This window comes from Pandoraea cepalis (assembly GCF_902459625.1).
Taxonomy (GTDB): domain Bacteria; phylum Pseudomonadota; class Gammaproteobacteria; order Burkholderiales; family Burkholderiaceae; genus Pandoraea; species Pandoraea cepalis.
Window position 1 is genome coordinate 12,748 of sequence record NZ_CABPRY010000003.1, and the last position, 23,631, is coordinate 36,378.

19 protein-coding genes are annotated in these 23,631 nt (G+C 65.6%); 17 read left to right on the forward strand and 2 right to left on the reverse strand.

Going from position 1 to position 23,631, the window contains the following annotated elements; genetic code table 11:
• The first annotated feature begins 8 nt into the window (after positions 1–8).
• The gene (rpoZ, locus tag PCE31107_RS08190) at positions 9–215 is read left to right on the forward strand and encodes a DNA-directed RNA polymerase subunit omega (protein WP_017233499.1); all 207 of its coding nucleotides are present in this window, start codon (positions 9–11) and stop codon (positions 213–215) included.
• A 60-nt stretch (positions 216–275) separates the two neighbouring features.
• Positions 276–2,699: a RelA/SpoT family protein gene (locus tag PCE31107_RS08195; RefSeq protein WP_130026318.1), complete on the forward strand. Its 2,424-nt coding sequence runs from the start codon at positions 276–278 to the stop codon at positions 2,697–2,699.
• A 66-nt stretch (positions 2,700–2,765) separates the two neighbouring features.
• On the opposite strand, the gene greB is transcribed toward PCE31107_RS08195, so the two are convergent.
• Entirely contained in the window at positions 2,766–3,329 is a 564-nt protein-coding gene (gene greB, locus PCE31107_RS08200; RefSeq protein WP_130026317.1) for a transcription elongation factor GreB, read from the reverse strand.
• Between the two features lie 199 nt (positions 3,330–3,528).
• On the opposite strand from greB, the gene PCE31107_RS08205 reads away from it, so the two are divergent.
• On the forward strand, positions 3,529–4,428 hold the full coding sequence (locus PCE31107_RS08205; RefSeq protein WP_130026316.1) for a pirin family protein: 900 nt from the start codon (positions 3,529–3,531) through the stop codon (positions 4,426–4,428).
• Between the two features lie 100 nt (positions 4,429–4,528).
• Here the strand turns inward: PCE31107_RS08205 and PCE31107_RS08210 are convergent, their stop codons facing one another.
• On the reverse strand, positions 4,529–7,051 hold the full coding sequence (locus tag PCE31107_RS08210) for a cation:proton antiporter domain-containing protein (RefSeq protein WP_150607702.1): 2,523 nt from the start codon (positions 7,049–7,051) through the stop codon (positions 4,529–4,531).
• A 191-nt stretch (positions 7,052–7,242) separates the two neighbouring features.
• On the opposite strand from PCE31107_RS08210, the gene trxA reads away from it, so the two are divergent.
• The 14 genes from trxA to PCE31107_RS08280 all read left to right on the forward strand — a co-directional run bounded on the left by trxA (position 7,243) and on the right by PCE31107_RS08280 (position 23,592).
• Positions 7,243–8,094 (forward strand): thioredoxin, encoded by an 852-nt coding sequence (gene trxA, locus PCE31107_RS08215; protein ID WP_150608421.1) that lies wholly within the window; start codon positions 7,243–7,245, stop codon positions 8,092–8,094.
• 32 nt (positions 8,095–8,126) lie between these two features.
• Positions 8,127–8,504: a cupin domain-containing protein gene (locus tag PCE31107_RS08220; protein WP_130026313.1), complete on the forward strand. Its 378-nt coding sequence runs from the start codon at positions 8,127–8,129 to the stop codon at positions 8,502–8,504.
• Positions 8,501–9,088 carry a P-loop nucleotide/nucleoside kinase family protein gene (locus tag PCE31107_RS08225; RefSeq protein ID WP_130026312.1) on the forward strand — a complete coding sequence of 196 codons (588 nt, stop codon included), beginning with the start codon at positions 8,501–8,503 and terminating at the stop codon, positions 9,086–9,088. Before PCE31107_RS08220 ends, PCE31107_RS08225 begins: the two co-directional genes overlap by 4 nt.
• 185 nt (positions 9,089–9,273) lie before the next feature.
• Positions 9,274–10,329, forward strand: coding sequence for an amino acid ABC transporter substrate-binding protein (locus tag PCE31107_RS08230; RefSeq protein ID WP_174966592.1), 1,056 nt, complete (start codon positions 9,274–9,276; stop codon positions 10,327–10,329).
• 309 nt (positions 10,330–10,638) lie between these two features.
• Entirely contained in the window at positions 10,639–10,731 is a 93-nt protein-coding gene (gene kdpF, locus PCE31107_RS08235) for a K(+)-transporting ATPase subunit F (protein WP_017231679.1), read from the forward strand.
• Positions 10,728–12,533, forward strand: coding sequence for a potassium-transporting ATPase subunit KdpA (gene kdpA / locus PCE31107_RS08240; RefSeq protein ID WP_150607706.1), 1,806 nt, complete (start codon positions 10,728–10,730; stop codon positions 12,531–12,533). Before kdpF ends, kdpA begins: the two co-directional genes overlap by 4 nt.
• 28 nt (positions 12,534–12,561) lie before the next feature.
• Positions 12,562–14,688 carry a potassium-transporting ATPase subunit KdpB gene (gene kdpB / locus PCE31107_RS08245; RefSeq protein ID WP_150607708.1) on the forward strand — a complete coding sequence of 709 codons (2,127 nt, stop codon included), beginning with the start codon at positions 12,562–12,564 and terminating at the stop codon, positions 14,686–14,688.
• Positions 14,689–14,765: 77 nt separating this feature from the next.
• Positions 14,766–15,350: a potassium-transporting ATPase subunit KdpC gene (gene kdpC / locus PCE31107_RS08250; protein WP_150607710.1), complete on the forward strand. Its 585-nt coding sequence runs from the start codon at positions 14,766–14,768 to the stop codon at positions 15,348–15,350.
• Between the two features lie 183 nt (positions 15,351–15,533).
• Positions 15,534–18,350, forward strand: coding sequence for a sensor histidine kinase (locus PCE31107_RS08255; protein ID WP_150607712.1), 2,817 nt, complete (start codon positions 15,534–15,536; stop codon positions 18,348–18,350).
• A complete protein-coding gene (gene kdpE, locus PCE31107_RS08260) occupies positions 18,343–19,053 on the forward strand; it encodes a two-component system response regulator KdpE (protein WP_150607714.1) in 711 nt (236 codons plus the stop codon). The genes PCE31107_RS08255 and kdpE overlap by 8 nt, the downstream gene beginning before the upstream one ends.
• Positions 19,054–19,339: 286 nt before the next feature.
• Positions 19,340–19,657, forward strand: coding sequence for a quaternary ammonium compound efflux SMR transporter SugE (gene sugE / locus PCE31107_RS08265; protein WP_017231395.1), 318 nt, complete (start codon positions 19,340–19,342; stop codon positions 19,655–19,657).
• Positions 19,658–19,936: 279 nt separating this feature from the next.
• Positions 19,937–20,533 (forward strand): DUF4126 domain-containing protein, encoded by a 597-nt coding sequence (locus PCE31107_RS08270; RefSeq protein WP_150607716.1) that lies wholly within the window; start codon positions 19,937–19,939, stop codon positions 20,531–20,533.
• Entirely contained in the window at positions 20,520–23,069 is a 2,550-nt protein-coding gene (locus PCE31107_RS08275; RefSeq protein ID WP_246181763.1) for an ABC transporter permease, read from the forward strand. The genes PCE31107_RS08270 and PCE31107_RS08275 overlap by 14 nt, the downstream gene beginning before the upstream one ends.
• Before the next feature lie 79 nt (positions 23,070–23,148).
• Positions 23,149–23,592: a group II truncated hemoglobin gene (locus PCE31107_RS08280; RefSeq protein ID WP_130026305.1), complete on the forward strand. Its 444-nt coding sequence runs from the start codon at positions 23,149–23,151 to the stop codon at positions 23,590–23,592.
• Positions 23,593–23,631: the final 39 nt, after the last annotated feature.

Genomic DNA, 23,631 nt, shown 5'->3' on the forward strand with positions numbered 1-23,631 from the left:
AACTCCTTATGGCCCGAATTACCGTTGAAGATTGCCTGAAACGAATCCCCAATCGCTTTGAGCTGGCGCTCGCCGCGACGTACCGCGCGCGTCAGTTGGCGCAAGGTCACACGCCGAAGCTCGAGAACAACAAAGACAAGCCGACCGTTGTCGCGCTGCGCGAAATCGCGGCGGGTCAGGTGGGCGTCGAGATGCTCAAGAAAGTGCCGCTCTGATCGGGAGACAGCACTGATGCGATGTGACGTTCCGGGCCGCTCGACGATGCAGGTACACGTATGAGTCATGCAAAATCACCGGCCGCGTCCATCGCTGCGGATGAACCCAAAGCGGGGGAGCCGAAGCCCGAGCGTAAAAAGAAAAAGGGCGAAAGCGCCACGCGGCAGTACATCGACGCGCTGCTCGAGCAGTCGTATCGGCACCTCTTCGGTCCGACGGCGACGCCAGAGCAGCCGCGCAAGCATGAGGTCGTCTCGATCGCCCGTCTGAAGGGCATGCTTGGGGAGTACCTCAAGGAGAGCGACCTCGCGCAAATCAAGGAAGCCTTCCAGTTCAGCGACGAAGCCCACCTGGGCCAGTATCGCCAGAGCGGGCAACCGTACATCACCCATCCCGTCGCCGTTGCCGAGATCTGTGCCGAGTGGAAGCTCGACGCGCAGTCGATCATGGCCGCCTTGTTGCACGACGTGATGGAAGACCAGGGCGTGACCAAGGCCGAACTCGCCGAGCGATTCGGCCCGAAAGTCGCGGAACTGGTCGACGGTCTGTCGAAACTCGACAAGATGGAGTTCAGCAGCCGCGAAGAGGCGCAAGCCGAGAGTTTCCGCAAGATGCTGCTGGCGATGGCGCGCGACGTTCGCGTCATTCTCGTCAAGCTCGCGGACCGGCTGCACAACATGCGCACGCTGGGCGTCACGTCGACGGAGAAGCAGCGCCGCGTGGCGCGCGAGACGCTCGATATCTACGCGCCCATCGCGCACCGCCTGGGCCTGAACAATACCTACCGCGAGCTCCAGGATCTGAGCTTCGCGAATTACCATCCGCGTCGCTACGCCGTGCTCGACAAGGCCGTGAAGGCCGCGCGCGGTAACCGGCGCGAAGTGGTCGGCAAGATTCTCGACGCCGTCGAGAAAGCGCTCACGGAAGGTGAGGTGAGTGCCGACGTTTTCGGTCGCGAGAAGACGCTCTTCAGCATCTACAACAAGATGCAGGAGAAGCAATTGTCGTTCTCGCAGGTGCTCGACGTGTACGGCTTCCGCGTCGTCGTCGAGTCCAATGCGCAGTGCTACCTCGCGCTCGGCGTATTGCACGCGCTCTACAAGCCGGTGCCGGGCAAGTTCAAGGACTACATCGCGATCCCGAAGGTCAACGGCTATCAGTCGCTGCATACGACGCTCGTCGGCCCCTTCGGCACCCCGATCGAATTCCAGATCCGCACGCGCCGCATGCATGAAATTGCGGAAGCGGGCGTAGCCGCTCACTGGCTTTACAAGAACGGCGGCGCGGACATGAACGATGTGCAGAAGCACGCGCATCGTTGGCTGCAATCGCTGCTCGACATCCAGAGCGAGACCGGCGATTCGACCGAATTCCTCGAACACGTCAAGATCGACCTGTTCCCCGATGCCGTCTACGTCTTCACGCCGAAGGCGCGCATCATGGCGCTGCCGCGCGGTGCCACGGCGCTCGACTTCGCGTATTCGGTCCACAGCGACCTGGGCAACCAGTGTGTCGCCGTCAAGATCAACAACGAACTGCTGCCGCTGCGCACCGAACTGAAGAACGGCGACATCGTGGAAGTCATCACGGCGCCGTATTCGAAGCCGAACCCCGTCTGGCTCGGGTTCGTGCGCACCGGCAAGGCGCGCTCGGCGATTCGTCATTACCTCAAGACGATGCGCTTCGCCGAGTCGGTGCAACTGGGCGAACGGCTGGTGGAGCAAGCGCTCAAGGGCTACGGCCTGACGATGAGCGAAATCTCGCCGGAGATCTGGGACAAGCTCGCGCAGTGGACGGGCAACAAGGATCAAGAGGACATCTTCGCGGACATTGGTCTGGGCCGTCGCGTCGCGGCGGTCATGGCCAAGCGCCTCGCGGTGCTCTCGTCGGGCAAGGAAAGCGAGAACGATACCGATAGCCCGGACGATCCGGACTCCCCGCGTAACGGCGACGAGACGGTCGGGCCGCCGGTGCTCATTACTGGCACGGAAGGCATGTCGGTGCAGTTCTCGGCATGCTGCCGCCCGATTCCCGGCGACGCGATCATGGGGTATATCGGCATCGGGCTGGGTATGGCGATCCACACGACCGATTGCCCGGTCGCGCGTCGCATTCACCGCAAGGACCGAACCCGCTGGATCGATGTGGCGTGGTCCCCGCAGCCGGGGCGTCTGTTCGATGTGGGCATCAAGGTGCTTGTGCGTCACAATCGCGGCGTGTTTTCGCGAGTGGCGGCCGACATTACCGCCTCGGACGCGAACATCGTGCACATTGGCATGGATGAAGTGGTGCCCGACGAATCGGCAACGCTGCGCTTCCTCATTCAGGTGAGCGACCGCGTGCATCTCGCCAACGTCATGCGCCGCATTCGCGTCAATCCGGATGTGATGCGCGTGGCGCGCGAGCGACCGAGCGAGCGCCACCAGGAAGAGCTGCACGCCAACCAGGCCATGCGGATCACGCGCGAGCGCGGCGACTACTGACGCGCGGGCCGGTGCCCCCGTCGAACGGGCGCGCGCCGTCACACGCCGCCCGGATTGCCTGATTCGCTAGCCTTCCGACGGCGGGTAGTGCACGTCCAGTATCTCGATCTGTTCGAGCCCGGCCGGCGTGCGCAGCGGCACGGTGTCGCCGACTTTCGCTTTGGTGATCGCGCGGGCCATCGGCGAAATCCAGCTCACATACCCCCGGTCGAGATCGACCTCGTCGATGCCGACGATCGTGATCGTGTGCTCGTCGCCCTTGCCGTCGGCATAGGTCACTTGGGCCCCGAAAAACACCTGATCGAGGTTCTCCTGACGGCGCGTGTCGACCACCTCGGCGTTATCGAGGCGTCGCGTGAGAAAGCGGATACGCCGATCGATCTCGCGCAAGCGCCGCTTGCCGTAGATGTAATCGCCGTTCTCCGAGCGGTCGCCGTTGGACGCCGCCCATGACACGATCTTCACCACCTCGGGGCGTTGATTGTCGATGAGGTCGAGCAATTCGTTCTTCAGACGTCGATAGCCCGTCGGCGTGATGTAGTTCTTGGTGCCCGCGGGAATGTCCGGGGTGCCGGCGTCGAGATCGTCATCGTCGTCGCCACTGTCTTCCTTGACAAAGGCTTTGTTCATAAGTCGATGCACGCGCTGCGCGCGTGTGGGGAGCGTTTCGGGATCCCTGCATTATAGGAGCGATGTGCATCGTCCATGGGCGCAGGCGCGAAAGGCCGCTCGGCAATCATGCGCAGGTGTCATGGAGCGAGCCGGCAATGTCCTCTACAATCGGTTCACATTCGCCCCATTGCCCATCCGAACGCAGGAGAGCCGCACCATGACCGATTCCACCAGCCCGTTCCTCGCCGTGCTCAAGCCGCACCTGAGCGACATCGGCGCCTTTACCGTGCAGCGCAGTCTGCCCAGTCTGCCGTTCAAGACGGTCGGGCCGTTCATTTTCTTCGACCACATGGGCCCGGCCACGCTGTCGCCGGGCCAGGGCATGGACGTTCGTCCGCACCCGCACATTGGGCTGGCGACGGTCACGTATCTGTTCGACGGCGAGATCTGGCATCGCGACAGTCTTGGCAGCGATCAGCGCATCACCCCGGGCGCGGTGAACTGGATGACGGCGGGGCGCGGCATCGTCCATTCCGAACGCACGCCGCACGATGTGCGCGAGCGCGGCGGCGACGTTCACGGGATTCAGACGTGGGTGGCCCTGCCGCAGGCCGACGAGGAAACCGAACCGTCGTTTGCGCATCACGAGGCGTCGTCGCTGCCCGACATCTTCCTGCCCGGCGTGCATATGCGCCTGATTCTCGGCCAGGCGTTTGGCCAGACGGCGCCGGTGAAGGTGTTTTCGCCGATCTTCTATCTGGCCGTCGATATGGCCCCGTGCTCGGCGTTCGTGCTGCCGCCCGAGTACGCGGAGCGCGCCGTATACACCGTGCAGGGCGAGGTGACAGTAAACGACGAGGTGCTGCCCGAACATCGTATGGGCGTGCTCGCCCAGGGCGCGGATATGCGCATTGTGGCAGGCGACCAACCGGCGCGGTTGATGCTGCTCGGCGGCGCGCCGCTCGACGGTGATCGATTCATCTTCTGGAACTTCGTATCATCGAGTCGCGAGCGCATCGAACGGGCCAAGGCCGCCTGGACGGCGCAGCAGATGGGCACCGTGCCCGGCGAGACGGACTGGATTGCGCTGCCGGAGCGAAAGCCGTCGGCGAATTAAGGTCCGCCGGCGCGCGTCGACGTCGGTTGCCGAAACGCTCGGCCGCCGGCATTTCTATTCGGAGACGTGGGCACTGGTGGGCAATGCCCCACGGCGCACCTCACGCGCTCAGCACGACGACCGAGCACCGGCGGTCTTCCAGCAGACGGTGCGAGACGGCGCCGAAGTTGAGGCGGTCGCCAAAGCGAGGTTGCACGCCGAGCACGAGCAGATTGTGTTTGCCGTGATGGATCTGGTGCAGCACGGCTTCGTCGACCTTGCCGCCGGCGAGCAGACGGGTGCGAAGCTTCACACCGTTGCGCTTGGCCAGCGCGTGCAGGTTCTCCATCATGGCGGCTTCGGCGGCGTCAGGCTTCAGTACGCGCGGGCGCCAGCGCCGATGCAGCATGCCGGGCGCAACCCGCGCGGACACGTGGAGCGCCGTGACGGGCGCGTTCGCCGCGCGCGCCAGCGTGATCGCGAGTTCGGCCGCGTGCCGGGAGTAGTCGGTGCCCGATACGGGCACGAGGATGTTGAGCGGCGCATCGGGCTTGCGCGCATGCTCGCCGTGGGCCAGCACAATGCCGATCGCGCCATCGAACGCCTTGGTGAGCGGCAGCACGCCCGTGGGTAGGGGCAGCGGCGGGACGTCGGAATCCGTCTCCTCGCCCGGGGCGTCGAATCCGGCGATCACGAAGCCGTAGCCCTTGGCGATTTCGTCGGAAATGCGGTTGGCTTCGTGGCTGCGGTCGGGTTGCAACGCTTCGTGCTCGCGCGCCGCGTCCGACGGATCGCTCGCCACGAACGCGCCTGTCTCGGTCGCGTTGCTCACGCGCTTGTCGTCGTGCGCTTCACCCACCGGTTCATGCTTCGGGGCGCCATGATCGTTCGACGCGTCTGCCGATGGCACCTTGCCGGCACTCTCCTTGACAGGCCCATGCGGCAATTCCGGCGTCTTCTGCGGCGCCTTGCCCGTGCGCTCGCGCAGCACCAGACGCGCCGCCTCGCGCGCCTTGTCCGCGCCTGAATCGTCTTCGACACCCGGCGTGCCGGGGGCGCGTGGCGCCGCCAGTGTGGCGGCAGCGAGCGCGATATCGTAGGCGTCGCGCCCGTCGCTTTCGCCGTCGGCCGCGCGGGCGCGTGTGTCCTGGCCGGCTTGCTTGTCCGAGGCTTCAGAGAGCGCGCTGGTGTCACGCGCCGCCGCGCCGTCGTTCGTCTTGGTGGGCGACGGGGCGAGTACGGTCGTCAGTGTGCCGCGCACGCCGGCCGTCAGCCCGGCGATCCATGCGGCGAAGCGCCCGTTGGCGCTGCCGTCCACGGCGGCCAGAATTCGTTCGACGTTCGGCAGGAAGTCCTTCTCCTCGGCCGCCTCTTTCTCGAGCCGCGCTTTCTCCTGCGCCGAGAGCGGAATGCGCACGAGTGCCCGTCGCAGCACAGGCGGCATGATGAGTGTGGTGATCAGCGCCATGACGACGACCATGGTGAACAGGTCCTGGCTGAGCACGCCCAGCGAAAGCCCAATGCTCGCCACGATGATCTCGGTGGAGCCGCGCGCGTTCATACCGGTCGCAAGTGCCAGCGCTTCGGCCGACGACATGCCGCCCAGGCGCGCGCCAGCGAAGCCGCCGGTGAATTTGCCCACGCTCGCGATCAGGATCAATCCGGCGACCAGACCGAGCATGCGCCAGTCGAGCAGGATCGTCAGATCCACCGACAGGCCCGCAACCCCGAAGAACACCGGAGCGAAGAGCGCAACGATCAACCCGCGTAGCTGTGCCTCGATCTGTTCGGTGAGAATCGGCGACTGCCCGATCATGACGCCCGCCATGAACGCGCCCAGGGCGGTATGCACGCCGAGCTTGTCGGTGGCGAGCGCCAGCACGAAGGTGATGACGAGAATCGCGCTGAGCGCGGGCATTTCGGCGGTGAAGCGATCGTTGGTCCAGCGAATGGCGACGGCTACGGCACGTTTGCCCACGGTAAAGCACAGCACGATGAACAGCAACGTGCCCCCCAGGCTGATCGACAGATGGCCGAGATCGATCGAGCCGCTCGCCCCCAGGCCGGCGATGGCAGCGATGATGATCCAGCCGGTGGTGTCGTCGAGAATGGCGGCCGCCAGGATGATCTGGCCGATGTTGCGGCGTAGATAGTCGACTTCGCGGATGACCGTCGCCACGACTTTGACGGACGAGATCGACAGCGCGGTGCCGAGGAAGAGGGAGGTGACCAGCCGGGCCTCGGGATGCGGCAGGAGATTGTCGGGTAGATGCCAGCCAAGCGCAAAGCCGCAGGCGAAGGGGACCACCATGCCGCCGGCCGACGCGAAGATCGCCATTCGCTTCATGCGGCGAACGAGGCCCAGATCGGTTTCCAGCCCGGTGGACAGCAGCAGTAGCAGCACGCCCAGTTCGGCGACCGCGTCGAGCATCCTTTTCTGCGCTTCGGTATCGGGAAAGACGGCGTGCTGCCAGGCGGGCATCAGGGCGCCGAAGACGGACGGGCCGAGCAGCACGCCGGCCAGCAACTGCCCCATGACCGCCGGCTGGCGCAGGCGCTGCATAACCTCGCCCAGCAATCTGCCGACAAGGACCAAGAGGAGCAGTTGGGTGAAAAAAATTGCCGTGCCATGGCCTGCGTGCATGTGCCTCCCTGCAAGTCGTGCGACAGGTGGGACGACGCACCGCCGGGTCGGGAACCCGGCGCGCGCGTGCGCGTCCGTACCGATTTGCCCAGTTTTGCGATTACCATGCTTACCATGCGTCAAGCGGGCGGCTGCATTCGATGAGTGACGGCCACCGTCCACGCAATTTACCACGCTCGATAGGACCTATGATCGATACCCATCTCGCCAGTTTCGATGCCGACGTGCTGGCCGTCTCGCATCAAGTGCCGGTGCTCGCCGATTTCTGGGCGCCGTGGTGCGGCCCGTGCAACGTGCTCGGGCCGTTGCTGGAAAAGCTGGAAGCCGAAGCGCAGGGCCGCATTCGTCTCGTGAAGATCAACGCCGATGAGAACGCGCAGCTTTGCGCGGAGTATGGCGTGCGCAGCCTGCCGACGGTGGTCGCCTTCGTCGACGGCGAGCCGGTCGACCAGTTCGTGGGCGCCTTGCCCGAGGGACAGTTGCGCGCGTTCATCGATCGGATCGTACCGAATCCGGCGGACGTGGCGCGCCGCGTGGCGCGCGAGGCGTTGACGGCGGGCAAGCCCGAGGTCGCGCGCGACGCGTTGCAAGCCGCGCTGGCGCTGGATCCCGCGCATGACGATGTGCGTCTCGATCTGGTCGACGTGCTGCTCGGCATGGGCGAGGTCGACGGCGCGCGCACGGAGCTGACGCTGCTCTCGCCGCGCACGGCGGCCAGTGGCGACGCTCGCATCGCCGCGCTGAACACGCGCATTGCCGCTGCCGAGCAGGCGAGTCATCTGCCGTCGGCGCAGGCGCTGCTTGCGCGCGTGCAAGCGGATCCTGACAATCTGCAGGCGCGGCTCGATCTTGCCAACCGCTATCTGGCGGATCGCACCTACGAACCGGCATTGCAGGCGTTGCTGGACATCGTGCAGCGCGACCGCGCGTTTGGCGACGACGCCGCACGCAAGTCGATGCTGGCCATCTTCGATGCGCTCTCGGAGACGGACCCGGCCACGGTGGCCGCGTGGCGCCGCAAGCTGAGCGCGGCGCTCAATTGAGCCCACTTTGTTGACATTTTTCCCTCACGCTGATGACTGCTCCCGCTCTGATCACTTTCGCACCCGCCCAGGCGGGTGAAGCCATCTTCGACCATCCCGCGCAAGCGCGTCGCCTCGAAGGCAATCCGCAACGGGTGACGCGGCCGTTCTACACGGACGCGCTGGGCGAGTTCGATTGCGGCGAATGGACGTGCGAACCCGGCGCGTGGCGCATTGCCTTTGGTCCGCATCGTCAGGAATTTTTTTCGGTGATCGAAGGACGTATTCGCATCAGCGACCTCGACGGCAACGCGTCGGAGTTCGGGCCGGGGGACGCCTGTGTGATTCCGGCGGGCTTCGAGGGCGTGTTCGAGGTTGTCGAACCGGTGCGCAAACACTTCGTGATGTTCGAGCGCAAGGCGCAATCATGACGCGCCTCATTTTTTTCTGCGGCCACGCCGGGGCGGGCAAGACGACGCTGGCGAAGCGCCTGATCGGCCCGCTGATTGCGCGCAGTGGGGAAGCGTTCTGTCTGCTCGATAAAGACACGCTTTATGGTGCTTACAGTGCTTCGGTGATGGGCGCGTTGACGGGCAATCCGAACGACCGCGACAGCCCACTGTATTTGCAGACGTTGCGCGATCCGGAGTACGCGGGACTGCTGGACACAGCGCGCGAGAATTTGCGTCTCGGGGTGAACGTGCTGGTGGTCGGGCCGTTCTCGCGCGAGTTGCGCGAAGGGCGGTTGTTCGACCGCGCGTGGCTGGGTGTCGATGACGACGTGGGCGTGCATGTGGTCTGGGTCGAACTCGACGAGGCACAGGCGAAGGCGCGCATCGTGGCTCGCGGCAATCCGAACGACGCATACAAGCTCGCGCACTGGGACGAGTACCGGCTGCGTCGGTTCTCGCCGTCCGCCGCGGCGTTCCCGGCACTCGCGCGCTACGACAATACCGCGCCGACGGCGGAAGACGACGAGCGTCTGCTGCAAACGTTGCTGGCGCAGACTCGCTGATATTCGAAATACGTTCATAGGGAATTGTCCGAAAAGGGATTCCCGCGAGGAAGATCGGGGCAGGGCGTTGCTAAGGTACGGACACTTTTCTCTCTGTCCCCGCCTCGATCATGTTCCTGCCGCCTTGCTGGTTGTCATCGTCTGCGGCCCGTGTCGCAGGTCGCCTCCGCGCATGCTTGCTTCGTGTGTTGACGGCTTCGGCCGGGTTGGCGGTCGTTATCCCGATCGTGGCGCATGCAGGCGCGCCGCCCGTGCCCGGACTGCCACGGGTGAATATGGCGGCGATCCCGTGGTCGTTGGCGGAGTCCGCCTATGGCGACGACGCTTCGGCGCTGGCCTCGATGTCAGATGTCGTCTCCCCGACGATGGCACGCATTCGCGAACGCGGACGCATCGTGCTGGGCTATCGGCAAACGGCGGTTCCATTTTCGTACGTGGATGCCAAGGATCAGCCAATGGGGCTGGCGTGGGCGCTGTGCCAACGCGTTGTGCAAGCGTTGCAACGCGAGATGGCGATGCCCGACCTGCGCATTACCCCCGTGCGCGTGATCGAGCAGATGCGCGGGCCGCTGATCAAGGGGGATGCCATCGACATCGATTGCGCGCCGTCGACCGTCACGGCCGCGCGCGAGCGGCAGGTGGCCTTCAGTCTGCCGTATTACGCCGCGAATGTCCGCCTCATGGTTCGGCAGGGCGCCGGGATTCATTCGATCGACGATATGCGAGGATTGCGACTGGCCGTGGTGCAAGGCACGACCGCCGAGCGGCTGGTGCGCGCCCGGCACGCGCGGGCAGGCTTTCAGCTCTTGATGGCACGCGACTACGACGACGCGTTTCGTATGCTGCGCGAACATCGCGCCCAAGCGCTCGTGCTCGACGACGTGCTGCTCGAAGGCCTGCGGGCCACCAGCAAGTCGCCTGACGCCTTCCATATCGTCGGACCGCCGTTGGCGACTCAGCCCGAGTACTACGCCCTCGCCCTGCCCAAGGACGATCCGGCGTTCAAGACGCGTGTCGACGCCGCGCTCGCCGAGATCTTCCGCACCGGAGTTATGCGCCAGCTCCAACGCGAGTCGTTCCAGAGCGCCGTGCCGCCTTTCGGGCATGTCCTTCAGGTCGTGCCGTCGCCCGACGTGCTCGCGATTTGGGAAGCCGGGGCGCGTTACGGGGCAACCTCTGACGGCAACGCTAACGCCCCGGAGCACGACACCTCGGCTGCGTCTTCCTCCCCACGTAGCTGACTCGCCTCGCGCCCCCCCCAACCGGAAGCCCGCCGATAGCGATGTCGGTGGGTTTTTTGCATTGTCGGGGCGCTGTTTTTACGCGTTGTTTACACCCCGTTTATCCCTTTTATCTCCGTCTTTACGCGTCGATCCGTATCGTTCATTGCACGGCTGGTATGCGCATGCAAGGGCGCGTCGCGTCCGTGGCGTGCCAGCCGCCACACGATAGGGAGTTGTCATGGACTGGCTATATCTCGGCGTCATCGCGGTGTTTGCTGCCTCGACCGTCGGTTTTGTCGCGTTTTGCGCGTCGGTGGGAGGGCAGCAATGACCGCCATGTATTGGCTGAGCGGCGGACTCACGATCGCGCTGCTCGCTTATCTCGTCTACGCGCTCTTTAAGCCGGAGGATCTGGCATGACGCTCAACGCCTGGATTCAGCTCGGCGTTTTCCTCGTCGTGCTGCTGGTGCTGGCACGCCCGCTCGGCCGCTTCATGGCCGACGTGCTCGCCGGCGAATCTCGTGTGAACCGCTGGTTCGCGCCCCTGGAACGCGCGCTCTACCGCCTGTGCGGCATCGATCCGGAAAAGGAAATGCACTGGCGCGCCTACGCGATCGCGCTCGTTGGTTTCAACGCGCTCGGCGCCTTGGCGGTCTACGCCCTGCAACGCTGGCAAGTCTGGCTGCCGTTCAATCCGCAAGGGTTGGGGGCCGTTACCCCGGACTCGTCGATGAATACGGCCGTGAGCTTTGTGTCCAATACCAACTGGCAAGGCTACAGCGGTGAGTCGACCATGAGCTATCTCACGCAGATGCTCGGTCTGGCGGTGCAAAACTTCATGTCGGCCGCCACCGGGATTGCCGTGGTGGTCGCGCTCATTCGCGGCTTTGCCCGTCACACGGCACAAACGATCGGCAACTTCTGGGTCGATATGACCCGCATTACGCTTTACATTCTGGTGCCGCTTTCGGTCTTGCTGGCAGCGGCTTTCATGAGTCAGGGCGTGATTCAGAACTTCAGCGCTTATCAGGATGTCACCACGCTGCAAGCCACGCATTACGACAATCCGGTGCTTGGCCCGGACGGTCAGCCGAAGCTCGACGCCGCCGGCAAGCCGGTGACAACGCCGGCCGTGACGCAGACGCAAACCCTGCCGATGGGCCCGGTCGCCTCGCAGGAAGCGATCAAGATGCTCGGTACGAACGGTGGCGGCTTCTTCAATGCGAATTCGGCGCACCCGTTCGAAAACCCGACGCCGCTGTCGAGCTTCCTTCAGATTCTGGCGATCTTCCTGATCCCGGCAGCGCTGTGTCATATGTTCGGACGCATGGTCGGCGATCGTCGCCAGGGCCTGGCGCTGCTCGCCGCGATGACGATTGCGTTCTCGATTGCCGCCGTGGCCACGGTGTCGGCCGAGCAGGCGGGCAATCCGGTGCTGACCACGCTCGGTGTCGATCAGCAAGCGAGCGCCACGCAGGCGGGCGGCAACATGGAAGGCAAGGAAACGCGCTTCGGTATCGCGGCCTCGGGCATTTTCGCCACGGTGACGACGGCGGCGTCGTGCGGCGCGGTCAACGCGATGCACGATTCGCTCACGCCGCTGGGCGGACTGGTGCCGATGCTGCTGATGCAGTTGGGCGAGGTGATCTTCGGTGGGGTGGGCTCGGGCCTGTACGGCATGCTCGTCTTCGCGATGCTCGCGGTGTTCGTGGCCGGGCTGATGATCGGCCGCACGCCGGAGTACCTCGGCAAGAAGATCGAGGCGTTCGAGATGAAGATGGTCGCCGTGACCGTGCTCATGACGCCGCTGCTGGTGTTGCTCGGCACCGCGCTTGCGGTACTCGTGCCGGCAGGGCAGGCGGGCGTGGCGAATCCGGCGACGCACGGCTTCTCGGAAATTCTCTACGCGTATAGTTCGGCCGCAAACAATAACGGCAGCGCGTTTGCCGGGCTGTCGGCCAACACGCCGTTTTACAACAGCACGCTGGCGATCGCGATGTGGTTCGGCCGATTCTGGGTGATTGTGCCGGTGTTGGCGATTGCCGGTGCCCTCGCACGCAAGAAGCGCATTGCCGCGACCTCGGGCACGTTGCCCACGCATGGTCCGCTGTTCGTCGTGCTGCTGCTCGGTACGGTGCTGCTGGTGGGCGCGCTGACGTATATGCCCGCGCTCGCACTCGGTCCGGTCGCCGAACATCTGACGATGATCGGCGCGCATTGATTATTGAAATGAGGCATTCGAGGCACTCATGAATCAACCCTCAGGAAACACCGTCACCCGGCCGGCGGGCAAAGGGCACACGTCGACGTCACTGTCGATGTTCGACCCCGCGATCGTCAAGCCGGCCATTGTCGACTCGTTCCGCAAGCTGCACCCGCTCACGCAAGCCCGAAACCCGGTGATGTTCGTGGTGTACGTGGGCAGCCTGCTCACGACGGTGCTGTTCGGCATGGCCGTGGCGGGCCACGCCGAGGCGAGCGCGCCGTTCATCCTCGCCATCACGCTGTGGCTGTGGTTCACGGTCTTGTTCGCGAATTTTGCCGAAGCCCTGGCCGAAGGCCGCAGCAAGGCGCAGGCCGCCTCGTTGCGCCAGGCCAAGAAGAACGTGCCGGCCAAGCAATTGCGCTCGGCCCGGCGCGACGCGGAGTGTCTGGTCATCGATAGTGCCAGTCTGCGTCGCGGGGATTTCGTGCTGGTCGAGGCGGGCGATGTGGTCCCTGCCGACGGCGAAGTGGTGGAAGGCGTGGCGTCGGTCGACGAATCGGCTATCACAGGCGAATCCGCGCCCGTGATTCGTGAGTCGGGCGGCGATTTTTCGGCCGTCACCGGTGGCACGCGCGTGCTCTCGGACTGGCTGGTCATGCGCGTGACGGTCAACCCGGGCGAGGCATTCCTCGACCGCATGATCGCCATGGTGGAAGGCGCGAAGCGGCAGAAGACGCCGAATGAAATCGCGCTCACGATCCTGCTCGTCGCGCTTACGCTGGTGCTGCTGCTCGCCACGGCGACGCTGCTGCCGTATTCGATCTACAGCGTGTTCGTCACGCAAGCGGGGCATCCGGTCACGATTACCGTACTCGTCGCGCTGCTGGTGTGTCTGATTCCGACGACGATCGGCGGGCTGCTCTCGGCCATCGGCGTGGCCGGCATGAGCCGCATGATGCAAGCGAATGTGATCGCCACGTCGGGGCGGGCCGTGGAAGCCGCGGGCGACGTGGATGTGCTGCTGCTCGACAAGACCGGCACGATTACGCTGGGCAACCGTCAGGCATCTCAATTCGTGCCGGCCCCGGGCGTGGACGAGCGCACGCTGGCCGACGCCGCGCAACTCGCCTCGCTGGCCGACGAGACGCCGGAAGGGCGCAGCATCGCCGTGCTCGCCAAGCAGCGCTTCAATCTCCGTGAGCGCGAAATGGGCGGTCTGCACGCGCTGTTCATCCCGTTCTCGGCGCAAACGCGCATGAGCGGCGTGGACCTTGCGGACAAGCAGATCCGCAAGGGGGCAGCGGACGCGCTCAAGCGCTACGTGGAATCGGCCGGCGGCGTATGGCCGGTGGCACTGGCCAGCGCGGTCGACGAGATTGCGCGTCGCGGCAGCACGCCCCTGGTGGTGGCCGAGCAAGACGCACTCGGGACCCGCGCGCTGGGCGTGATCGAGCTCAAGGACGTGGTCAAGGGCGGCATCAAGGAGCGCTTCGCCGAACTTCGCCAGATGGGCATCACGACGCTGATGGTGACGGGCGACAACCGTTTGACGGCGGCAGCCATTGCGGCCGAAGCCGGGGTCGACGATTTCCTCGCCGAAGCCACGCCGGAAGCGAAGCTCGCGACGATTCGCAAGTACCAGGCCGAAGGCAAGCTGGTGGCGATGACGGGCGACGGCACGAACGACGCCCCGGCGCTCGCCCAGGCGGATGTGGCGGTGGCGATGAACTCGGGAACGCAAGCCGCGAAAGAAGCGGGCAACATGGTCGACCTGGATTCGAATCCGACCAAGCTGATCGAGATCGTCGAGATCGGCAAGCAGATGCTCATGACGCGCGGCAGCCTCACCACGTTCTCGATTGCGAACGACGTGGCGAAGTACTTCGCGATTATTCCGGCGGCGTTTGCCACGACGTATCCGCAACTCGATGCGCTCAACGTGATGCGCCTGGCGAGCCCGTCGTCGGCGATTCTGTCGGCCGTGATATTCAACGCGCTGATCATCGTGGTGCTGATTCCGCTGGCGCTCAAGGGGGTGAAGTATCGCCCGGTCGGGGCCGCGACGCTGCTGCGCCGCAATCTTCTGATTTACGGTCTGGGCGGGATTCTGGTGCCGTTCGTCGGCATCAAGGTCATCGACATGTTCATTGCCGCGATGGGCTGGGCCTGATCGCGCGGCGCCCGAACGCAATGGCCGATGGGTCGTGCGTTCGGGCCACATTGCTGAAACTTCAAGGAATCGATGTCATGAAATCCCTTTTGCGTCCGATGCTCAGTTTGTTCGTCGTGCTGTCGGTCATTACGGGGCTGGTGTATCCGCTGGTCGTGACCGGCATCGGCCGCGCGGCATTTTCTCGCGAAGCCGCCGGCAGCCTCATCTACAAAGACGGTAGGGCGGTCGGCTCCTCGCTGATCGGTCAGCATTTCGACGAACCGAAGTACTTCTGGGGACGTCTGTCCGCCACCGCGCCGATGCCCAATAACGGCGTGTCCTCGGGGGGCTCGAACTTCGGCCCGCTCAACCCCGCCCTCGCCGACGTCGTCAAGGCACGCATCGCCGCGTTGCGCGCGGCGGATCCGAGCGCAACCCTGCCGGTGCCGGTCGATCTGGTCACGGCCTCGGCCAGCGGTCTCGATCCGGCCATCAGCCCGGCGGCCGCCGAGTATCAGGTCACGCGCGTGGCGAAGGCGCGTGGCCTTGCCCCCGACGCCGTGCGCGCGCTGGTTGCGCGATACACGCAAGGCCGTCAGTGGGGCATATTCGGAGAGCCCCGGGTGAATGTTCTGGCGCTGAACCTCGCGTTGGACGCCTTGACGCACGGCAGCGTCTGAAATGGGTATCCACCGTGCGAGGCAGACCGGAGAATGGCTGGTCTTGCCTCGCCGCCTGCGGTAGATTGGCGGCACGCCCGGCGCGCATTGCCTTTTGACGTCAGCGGGCAACCGATGCATCGACACGAGCCTCGCCTGATGGCGAGGCGCTCGCTTTTCTGATGGATGAATTCGATGGCTGGCATGGAACGCCCTGATCCCGATGAACTGCTCGGCAAGCTGCAACGCGAGGAGGCCCGCGAGCAGCGTGGCCGGCTGAAGATTTTCTTCGGCGCGTCCGCCGGGGTGGGCAAGACGTTCGCGATGTTGCAGGCGGCACGCAAGCTCAGCGAGGAGGGTACCGACGTGGTGGTCGGTGTGCTGGAGACGCATGGCCGCGACGAAACGGCGCGCCTGTTGGCGGGACTGGAAGTCCTGCCGCAGAAGTCGGTCGACTACCGCGGCCGCGTGCTGCGCGAATTCGATCTCGATGGCATGCTGGCGCGCAAACCGGCGGTGGCGCTGATCGACGAACTCGCCCATGCAAACGTGCCGGGCATGCGTCACCTGAAGCGCTGGCAGGACGTGCAGGAATTGCTCGCCGCCGGCATCGACGTATACACCACGCTCAATGTGCAGCATCTGGAGCGACTCAATGACGTGGTTGGACAAATCACCGGTATTCGTGTGTGGGAGACGGTGCCCGATCGCATCTTCGACCTGGCCGACGAAGTGAAGTTGGTCGACCTGCCGCCGGACGAACTACTCGAGCGCATGCGCGAGGGCAAGGTGTACATGGCCGCGCAGGCCGAGCGCGCGGTGCGCAACTTCTTCCGCAAGGGCAATCTCATCGCGTTGCGCGAACTCGCGCTGCGTCGCACGGCCGATCGCGTCGATGCGCAAATGCGCGAGTACCGCGCCGATCAATCGATCAGCCAGGTGTGGCAAGCCCGTGAGCGGCTGCTCGTCGCTATTGGCCCGGGCCCGGAGGGCGTGGCGCTCGCCCGCGCGGCCGCGCGGCTCGCCGCGAGCCTGCGTGCCGACTGGCTGGCCGTACATGTCGAGACGCCCGCGATCCTGCGGCAATCGCCGGTGCGTCGAGAAAGCACCTACGCAACGCTCAAACTGGCGCAGGAACTGGGGGCTGAAACGCTTACGCTCGATGGCGCGGACGCGGCGACCACGCTGCTCGCCTACGCCCAGATGCGCAACGTCTCGAGATTGGTGGTGGGCGCGAGCGGCGCACGGCGCGGGTGGACTGCACGCACGCCGCTGCACGAGCAGCTTTTGCGGCGCGCGCGCGGCGTGGACGTCGTGTTGATCGGGCCGGCGGCAGGCGATGCCGCGGCCGACAGGCGCGTGGTGCGCGGCGACTGGCGCGACTGGTTCGAAACGGCACCGGAGTTGGGGCTCGTGGGCGGACCCTGGCGTGCCTATGCATGGGCCGTCGGTATCTGCGGCGCCGTGTCACTTGTTGCCGCGGAACTCACGTCATTCCTGGATCTGGCCAATATCTCCATGTTGTACCTGCTCGGCGTGATCCTGGTGGCCATGCGGCTGGGGCGGGGGCCGGGGGTGCTCGCGTCGTTTCTGTCGGTGCTGGCGTTCGACTTCCTTTTCGTGCCGCCAAAGTTTTCGCTGTCGGTGTCGGACACCCAGTACCTGCTGACGTTTGCCGTCATGCTCACCGTCGCCCTGGTCATCAGCCATCTGACAACCAGCCTGCGGTTTCAGGCGCGGCTGGCCACGTGGCGTGAGCGTCGCACGGGCGCGGTGTACGCCATGGCCCGCGAACTGGCGGCGGCGCTCACTACGCCACAGATCGTGGAAATCGGGTCGCGCCACGTGCGCGAAGTGTTCCAGGCGCGCGTGGCGCTGCTGCTGCCCGACAGCCAGGGCAGTGTGCGCCAGCCGGTCGAGAACGCGCAGTCGGAAACCATGCCGGCGCATATCGATACCGATGTCGCCCAGTGGGTGTATGACCGTCAGCAAGCGGCGGGGCGGGGCACCAACACGTTGCCCGCGTCGCACGCTTACTATCTCCCGCTTCGCGCGCCGATGCGCACGCGAGGTGTGCTGGTGGTCGCCCCGGCGCCGGAGGGCGGCGGCGCCATCGGCACGCCGGATCAGCAGCGTTTGCTCGATACGTTTGCGGCGCAGATCGCGCTCGCGCTCGAGCGTGTGCATTACGTCGAAATCGCGCAGGATGCACTGGTGACGATGGAGTCCGAGCGGCTACGCAATTCCCTGCTCTCGGCGATTTCGCACGATCTGCGAACACCATTGACATCCATCGTCGGTTTCGCCAGCATGCTGAGCCGCAATGCCCAGACGCCCGGGCCGTTGCGCACCGAACTCGTCGAGGCCATTCACGAGGAGGCGCAGCGCATGACGGGGCTCGTGACCAATCTGCTCGACATGGCGAAGTTGCAAGCGGGCGGCGTGCAGCTCAATCGTCAGTGGCAGATGCTCGAGGAAGTGGTGGGTACGTCGTTGCGCGCCTGCCGCCGGTCGCTCGCCGGGCATGAGGTGAGCACGCGGCTGCCGGCCGACTTGCCGTTGCTGCGCTTCGATGCCGTGCTGATGGAGCGGTTGTTCACCAACCTGCTGGAGAATGCCGCGAAATATTCGCCAGCGGGCTCGCATATCGAAATCGCCGCATGTGTGCAGGGCGACGAGGTCGAAGTGAGCGTAAGCGATGACGGGCCAGGTCTGCCCCCGGGCATGGAAGGGCGTATCTTCGAGAAGTTCATGCGCGGGGAGAAGGAGTCCGCCAAGCCCGGCATCGGACTCGGACTAGCGATCTGTCGCGCCATCGTGGAAGCGCACGGCGGTAGAATTCACGCCACCAACGGACCTGACGGTCGCGGCGCGCGCTTCATCTTCACGTTGCCGATCGAAACGCCGCCGATGGCGCCGGAGAGTCTGGAGGGCCCGGAAGACGTGCATGCGGATTTGCCCGCCGACTCGCCGCAGACATCCCGTACCCCCGACGCCAACGCGACCCAACAACATGAGTGAACCGACCATCACCGTCGTGGTGATTGAAGACGAACGACAGATCCGCCGGTTTCTGCGCACCTCGCTTGAGGCCGAAGGCATGGTCGTGCACGAGGCGGAAACGGGGCGGCAGGGCATGGTCGAGGCGGCGACGCGCAAGCCGGATCTGCTCATCGTCGATCTGGGACTGCCGGATTTCGACGGCGTGGAGGTCATTCGCGAAGTGCGGAGCTGGACCGATATGCCGATCATCGTGCTGTCCGCTCGCAACGAGGAGGCAGAGAAGGTCGTGGCGCTCGATGTCGGTGCGGACGACTACCTCACCAAACCGTTCGGGGTGTCGGAACTGCTCGCGCGGATACGGGCGCAACTGCGACGTCATCATCGTGGCGGCAATTCGGAAACGCTCGACGAAGCGTTCTCGTTCGGCGACATCCACATCGATCTGGCGAGACGCAAGGTCACGCGCGCGGGAGACCCGGTGCATCTGACACCGATTGAGTACCGGCTGCTGATCACGCTGGTGCGCCATGCGGGGCGCGTGTTGACACACCGGCAATTGCTTAAGGAGGTGTGGGGGCCGTCGCACGTCGAGAGCCATCACTACCTGCGCATCTATATGGGACACCTGCGGCAGAAACTGGAGGTCGATCCGGCACAGCCGCAACACATTCTCACGGAAACGGGGGTCGGCTACCGGCTCGAAATCGACGCCATCGGCTGAGTGCTTGCGGAGAATGCCGCAAGGGCGAGTTCGCGTAGCGGTGCGATGCCGGAGGCCTGGGCACCGGTGCAAGGGGTGACCGCGGCGCGCGAGCTTTGCTAAAATCGTGCGGTTCCCTGAGCGATGTCCGGCGATCACCCTGGCGGTGAGATGCCAAGTTGCAGCTTCGCGACGTTGGCGTTCTGCCATGTCATTCGACATCCAAAGGAACCCCGTGACGGGACGACCCGTTACGAGGATCGCTTGTCTTCCGGGGACGACCCCGATTTTTCTATCGGAGTCAGTCATGGCGTGGATGCTATTGGTTATTGCCGGTTTGCTGGAAGTGGCGTGGGCCGTCGGCCTCAAGTACACGCAGGGTTTTTCGCGTCTCTGGCCGTCGGTGTTCACGATTGGCGCAATGATCGGCAGTGTCTGGCTGCTCGCATTGGCCGTGCGTTCGCTGCCATTGGGCACGGCATACGCGATCTGGACCGGTATTGGCGCCGTCGGTGCGTTCGTGCTGGGCATTATGCTGTTCGGCGAGTCGGCCTCCGCCGCCCGGATTGCCAGCGTGACGCTGATTCTGGCGGGCCTGGTCGGGTTGAAGTTGACCGCAGCCTGACGGGCGCCTGCCGTTTGCGCCGGCCACGCCAAATCCTCAATGTCCGGCACCGGTGGTGCGTTGCCCCAGCGCGCGGCATAATGACGCGGTAGCGGTCGAGTTTGCGTCCGGTGGCCGTTCGACGACGGTCGTTCGCCGCCTGTAGGCCACCGATGCATCCCTGTGAGGTCAGTCCGGCGGGTAGGGGCGGTTCGCATCCTGCCCGGTGGCCGTTGCCGCGTCGGCAGTACACGACGCGTGATCGTGCGACGCCGTCATGTCGGCGGCAGTGAGGTCGCCATGCTTGAATCGATTGCACTGGGTGCGGGGCTGTCTTGGGGCAGTGGCCTGCGGTTGTACCTGACGGTGTTTTGCGCGGGAATGGCTGCGCGTCTGGGCTGGTTGCATCTGCCGCCCTCGCTGGTGGTGCTGACGTCGACGTGGGTGATTGCCACGGCCGGCGTGCTGGCGGCCATCGAGTTCTTCGCCGATAAAATTCCCTTTGTCGACAGTGCCTGGGACGCCGTCCACACGTTCATCCGCATTCCGGCCGGAATCCTGCTGGGCGCTGCAGCGCTGGGACAAATGGATCCGACCGTCACGGTGTTGGCCGGGCTGGCGGGCGGTGCGCTGGCAGGCACGGCCCATTTGGCAAAGGCGGGTAGCCGGGCGCTGATCAACACGTCGCCGGAACCTTTCTCCAATGTCGCGGCCTCAGCCGGCGAAGATGTGTCGACGGTGGGCGGACTGGCGCTGGCGTTTTTCCTTCCCGCCGTTTTTCTCGTGATGTTATTGATCTTCGTCGTGCTGGCGTGGTGGTGGCTGCCCCGCGTGTGGCGAGGTTGGCGCTCATTGCTGGCGCGGGTCAAAGGATTGAAAAACGATGGGGTTCACTGACGTTGCCCGCCAGGCATGGCGGATGTTCCTGCGCGATTGGCGCGCAGGCGAGTTGCATCTGCTTCTCGTGGCGTTGTTGCTGGCGGTCGGTGCACTCTCCAGCGTGGGGTTTCTCTCGGATCGGATGCAGGGCGGGCTTGAACGCGACGCCCGCCAGATGCTCGCCGCCGACCTCGTCGTGCGCAGCGATGCTCCCCTGTCGCCGGCATTTGCGCGTCAGGCGCAGGCCGATGGGCTGGTCACCGCCGTCGTCGCCAACTTTCCCAGCATGGCCAGCGTCCCGGGCGAACACGGGCAAGTCGGCGCGAGCCGTCTATCGTCGCTCAAGGCCGTGAGCGACGGCTATCCATTGCGCGGGCGAGTGCGCACCGCCGCCGATGCCGGCGCCGATACGCCGGATGCGCCCGCCGCGGCCATCCCGGCGCCAGGCACCGTATGGGTCGACGCCGCGTTGCTCGATGCCCTGCACGTCAAGCCCGGCGAGTCCATTCGCGTGGGCAACCGCACGTTGCGCATCGCCGCCGTCATCACGCGAGAAATGGATCGCGGTTTCGGCTTCGGATCGCTGGCCCCACGCGTCATGATGCGCTTCGACGAACTGCCGTCGACGGGGCTGGTGCAGTTCGGCAGCCGCATCACCTACCGGCTGCTGGTGGCGGGCACGGACGCACAGGTCGCCAGATTCGCCGCGTGGGCGCGGCCGACCGCCGAACAGGCGCGCGGCGTGCATCTCGAATCGCTGGAGGAAGGACAGCCGCAGGTGCGCCAGACGCTCGATCGCGCCGACCGCTTCCTCTCGCTGGTGGCCTTGCTCGCCGCCGTGCTGGCGGCGGTGGCGGTGGGCATCGCGTCGCGTCGGTACAGCGAGCGCCATCTCGATGCCTGCGCCGTCATGCGTTGCCTGGGCTTGTCGCGCCGCGCGTTGCGCGGGATGGTGACGCTTGAATTCATCGGACTTGGCCTAATCGGTGGCATGTTGGGCATCGCGCTCGGCTACGCGGCGCATTGGGTGCTGCTCGCCCAGTTGGGGGACGTGATCCCGGCGGGGTTGCCGGCGCCGACGTGGCGACCGGCGGTCGTCGGTCTGGCGAGTGCGCTGGTCATGCTGCTCGGTTTCGCGTTGCCGCCGTTGCTGCCGCTCTCCGAAGTCGCGCCCCTGCATGTGTTGCGTCGCGATGTCGTGGGTGGGGCGCGCAGGCAAGGGTGGCTGGCGTATGGTGCGAGTGCGCTGGCCTTCGGCGCGCTGTTGCTGTTCGCGGCGCGAGACCTGCGTCTCGGGGCGATGGTGGCGGGCGGCTTCGTGGCGGGCGCGGTGGTGTTCGGCGTGCTCGCCTGGCTCGCCATTCGCCTGCTGGCCGCCTGGGCCAGGCGTCGCGGTGCGGCGGGCGGGGCAATGGGCGGCATCGGATGGCGCTACGCCGTGGCGGGATTGCGTCGCCGCGGGCTCGGCAGTGCGCTGCAAGTGGTGGCGCTCGGGCTCGGGTTGATGGCGCTGTTGCTGCTTGCCGTCACGCGTAACGACCTGGTCGCGGGCTGGCGTCAGTCGAGCCCGCCCGACGCGCCGAACCGCTTCGTCATCGATATTCAGCCGGGGCAGGACGCGCCGGTGTTGGCTCAGTTGCGCGCGGCGGGACTGCCGAACGTGCAGCTCTCGCCGATGATTCGTGCGCGTCTGACGGCCATCAACGGCAAGCCGGTGACGGGAGATAGCTACACGGACGCGCGGGCGCGGCGTCTTGCGGAGCGTGAGTTCAACCTGTCGTACACGGCGGTGCTGCCCGAAGGCAATCGCGTGACGGCCGGACAGTGGTACGGCGATGCCTCGACGCCCCAGGTCTCCATGGAAGAGGGCATCGCAAAGACGCTCGGGCTGGCCCTTGGCGACACGCTGCGCTTCGAAGTCGCGGGCCAGCACATCGACGCCCCGATCACGAGTCTTCGCAAGCTGGACTGGGGATCGATGCGCGTGAATTTCTTCGTGGTGATGCCGCCCGCCGCGCTGCGTGATTTTCCGATGACGTGGATCACGTCGTTCCATCTCGCGCCAAAGCAACAGGGCGTGGCCGATGCCTTGGTGCGCCAGTTCCCCAATGTGACGGTGATCGACACGGGCGCCTTGCTCGCGCAGATCCAGCAAATCCTGTCGCAGGTCATCGACGCCGTGCAAGCGCTCTTTGTCTTTACGCTCGCGGCGGGCGTGCTGGTGCTGTATGCGGCGCTTGCGGGCACGCGAGACGAGCGCATGCGAGAGAGCGGCATCTTGCGCGCGTTGGGGGCGTCCTCGCGGCAGCTTCGCGATGTGCATCTGGCGGAACTGGTGACCGTGGGCGCGTTGGCCGGGCTGCTGGCCGCGTTGGGCGCCGGCGCGCTCGGATGGGCGCTGGCACGCTACGTCTTCGAGTTCGCGCTGCACTTCAATCCGTGGCTGCCGGCGCTGGGCGTCGGGGCGGGCGTGCTGTGCGCGCTGATCGGCGGATGGAGCGGTCTGCGCGCGGTGCTGCGTCAATCCGCGCTGCGCACGTTGCGCGAGGCCTGACGCCCGTCAGCGGAGGTGCGGCATCGTGCCGCTCGTGCAGGCGTGGCAGACGCGATGGGCCTGGGGCACAATAGCGGGCATGACGACTGAAAACACTCCGCAAACCCCGCAGACGGACGACGACGCGCAGGACGCTCCCGCGCAACCGACGGCCTTTACCCTGCTCGGCGGCGAGGATCGCGTGCGCGAACTCGTCGACCGCTTCTACGACCTGATGGACCTCGAGTCCGAGTTCGCGGGCATTCGTAGCCTGCACCCAGAGTCGCTTGGCGATTCGCGCGACAAGCTCTTCTGGTTCCTGTGCGGATGGCTGGGCGGGCCGAATCACTACATCGAACGGTTCGGCCATCCGATGTTGCGAGCCCGCCATCTGCCGTTCCCGATTGCCTCGAGCGAGCGCGACCAATGGTTGCGCTGCATGGCATGGGCCATGCAGGACATCGGTGTGGAAGCGTCGCTGCAGGAACGGCTGATGCAGGCGTTCCATGGCACGGCGGACTGGATGCGCAATCGGGCGGGTTGAGGCCACAACCGGTCGCGCCTGGGCAGTCACCGCTTGCCC

Bases quoted from the DNA above. Each gene is read 5' to 3' on its own strand.
- kdpC (WP_150607710.1), top strand. From the start codon at position 14,766: ATGAAATCCCTTTTGCGTCCGATGCTCAGTTTGTTCGTCGTGCTGTCG.
- PCE31107_RS08280 (WP_130026305.1), top strand. From the start codon at position 23,149: ATGACGACTGAAAACACTCCGCAAACCCCGCAGACGGACGACGACGCG.
- PCE31107_RS08225 (WP_130026312.1), top strand. From the start codon at position 8,501: ATGACGCGCCTCATTTTTTTCTGCGGCCACGCCGGGGCGGGCAAGACG.
- PCE31107_RS08220 (WP_130026313.1), top strand. From the start codon at position 8,127: ATGACTGCTCCCGCTCTGATCACTTTCGCACCCGCCCAGGCGGGTGAA.
- PCE31107_RS08255 (WP_150607712.1), top strand. From the start codon at position 15,534: ATGGAACGCCCTGATCCCGATGAACTGCTCGGCAAGCTGCAACGCGAG.
- PCE31107_RS08275 (WP_246181763.1), top strand. From the start codon at position 20,520: ATGGGGTTCACTGACGTTGCCCGCCAGGCATGGCGGATGTTCCTGCGC.
- PCE31107_RS08195 (WP_130026318.1), top strand. From the start codon at position 276: ATGAGTCATGCAAAATCACCGGCCGCGTCCATCGCTGCGGATGAACCC.
- kdpA (WP_150607706.1), top strand. From the start codon at position 10,728: ATGACGCTCAACGCCTGGATTCAGCTCGGCGTTTTCCTCGTCGTGCTG.
- greB (WP_130026317.1), bottom strand. From the start codon at position 3,329: ATGAACAAAGCCTTTGTCAAGGAAGACAGTGGCGACGACGATGACGAT.
- PCE31107_RS08270 (WP_150607716.1), top strand. From the start codon at position 19,937: ATGCTTGAATCGATTGCACTGGGTGCGGGGCTGTCTTGGGGCAGTGGC.
- PCE31107_RS08210 (WP_150607702.1), bottom strand. From the start codon at position 7,051: ATGCACGCAGGCCATGGCACGGCAATTTTTTTCACCCAACTGCTCCTC.
- sugE (WP_017231395.1), top strand. From the start codon at position 19,340: ATGGCGTGGATGCTATTGGTTATTGCCGGTTTGCTGGAAGTGGCGTGG.
- kdpB (WP_150607708.1), top strand. From the start codon at position 12,562: ATGAATCAACCCTCAGGAAACACCGTCACCCGGCCGGCGGGCAAAGGG.
- PCE31107_RS08205 (WP_130026316.1), top strand. From the start codon at position 3,529: ATGACCGATTCCACCAGCCCGTTCCTCGCCGTGCTCAAGCCGCACCTG.
- rpoZ (WP_017233499.1), top strand. From the start codon at position 9: ATGGCCCGAATTACCGTTGAAGATTGCCTGAAACGAATCCCCAATCGC.
- kdpF (WP_017231679.1), top strand. From the start codon at position 10,639: ATGACCGCCATGTATTGGCTGAGCGGCGGACTCACGATCGCGCTGCTC.
- kdpE (WP_150607714.1), top strand. From the start codon at position 18,343: ATGAGTGAACCGACCATCACCGTCGTGGTGATTGAAGACGAACGACAG.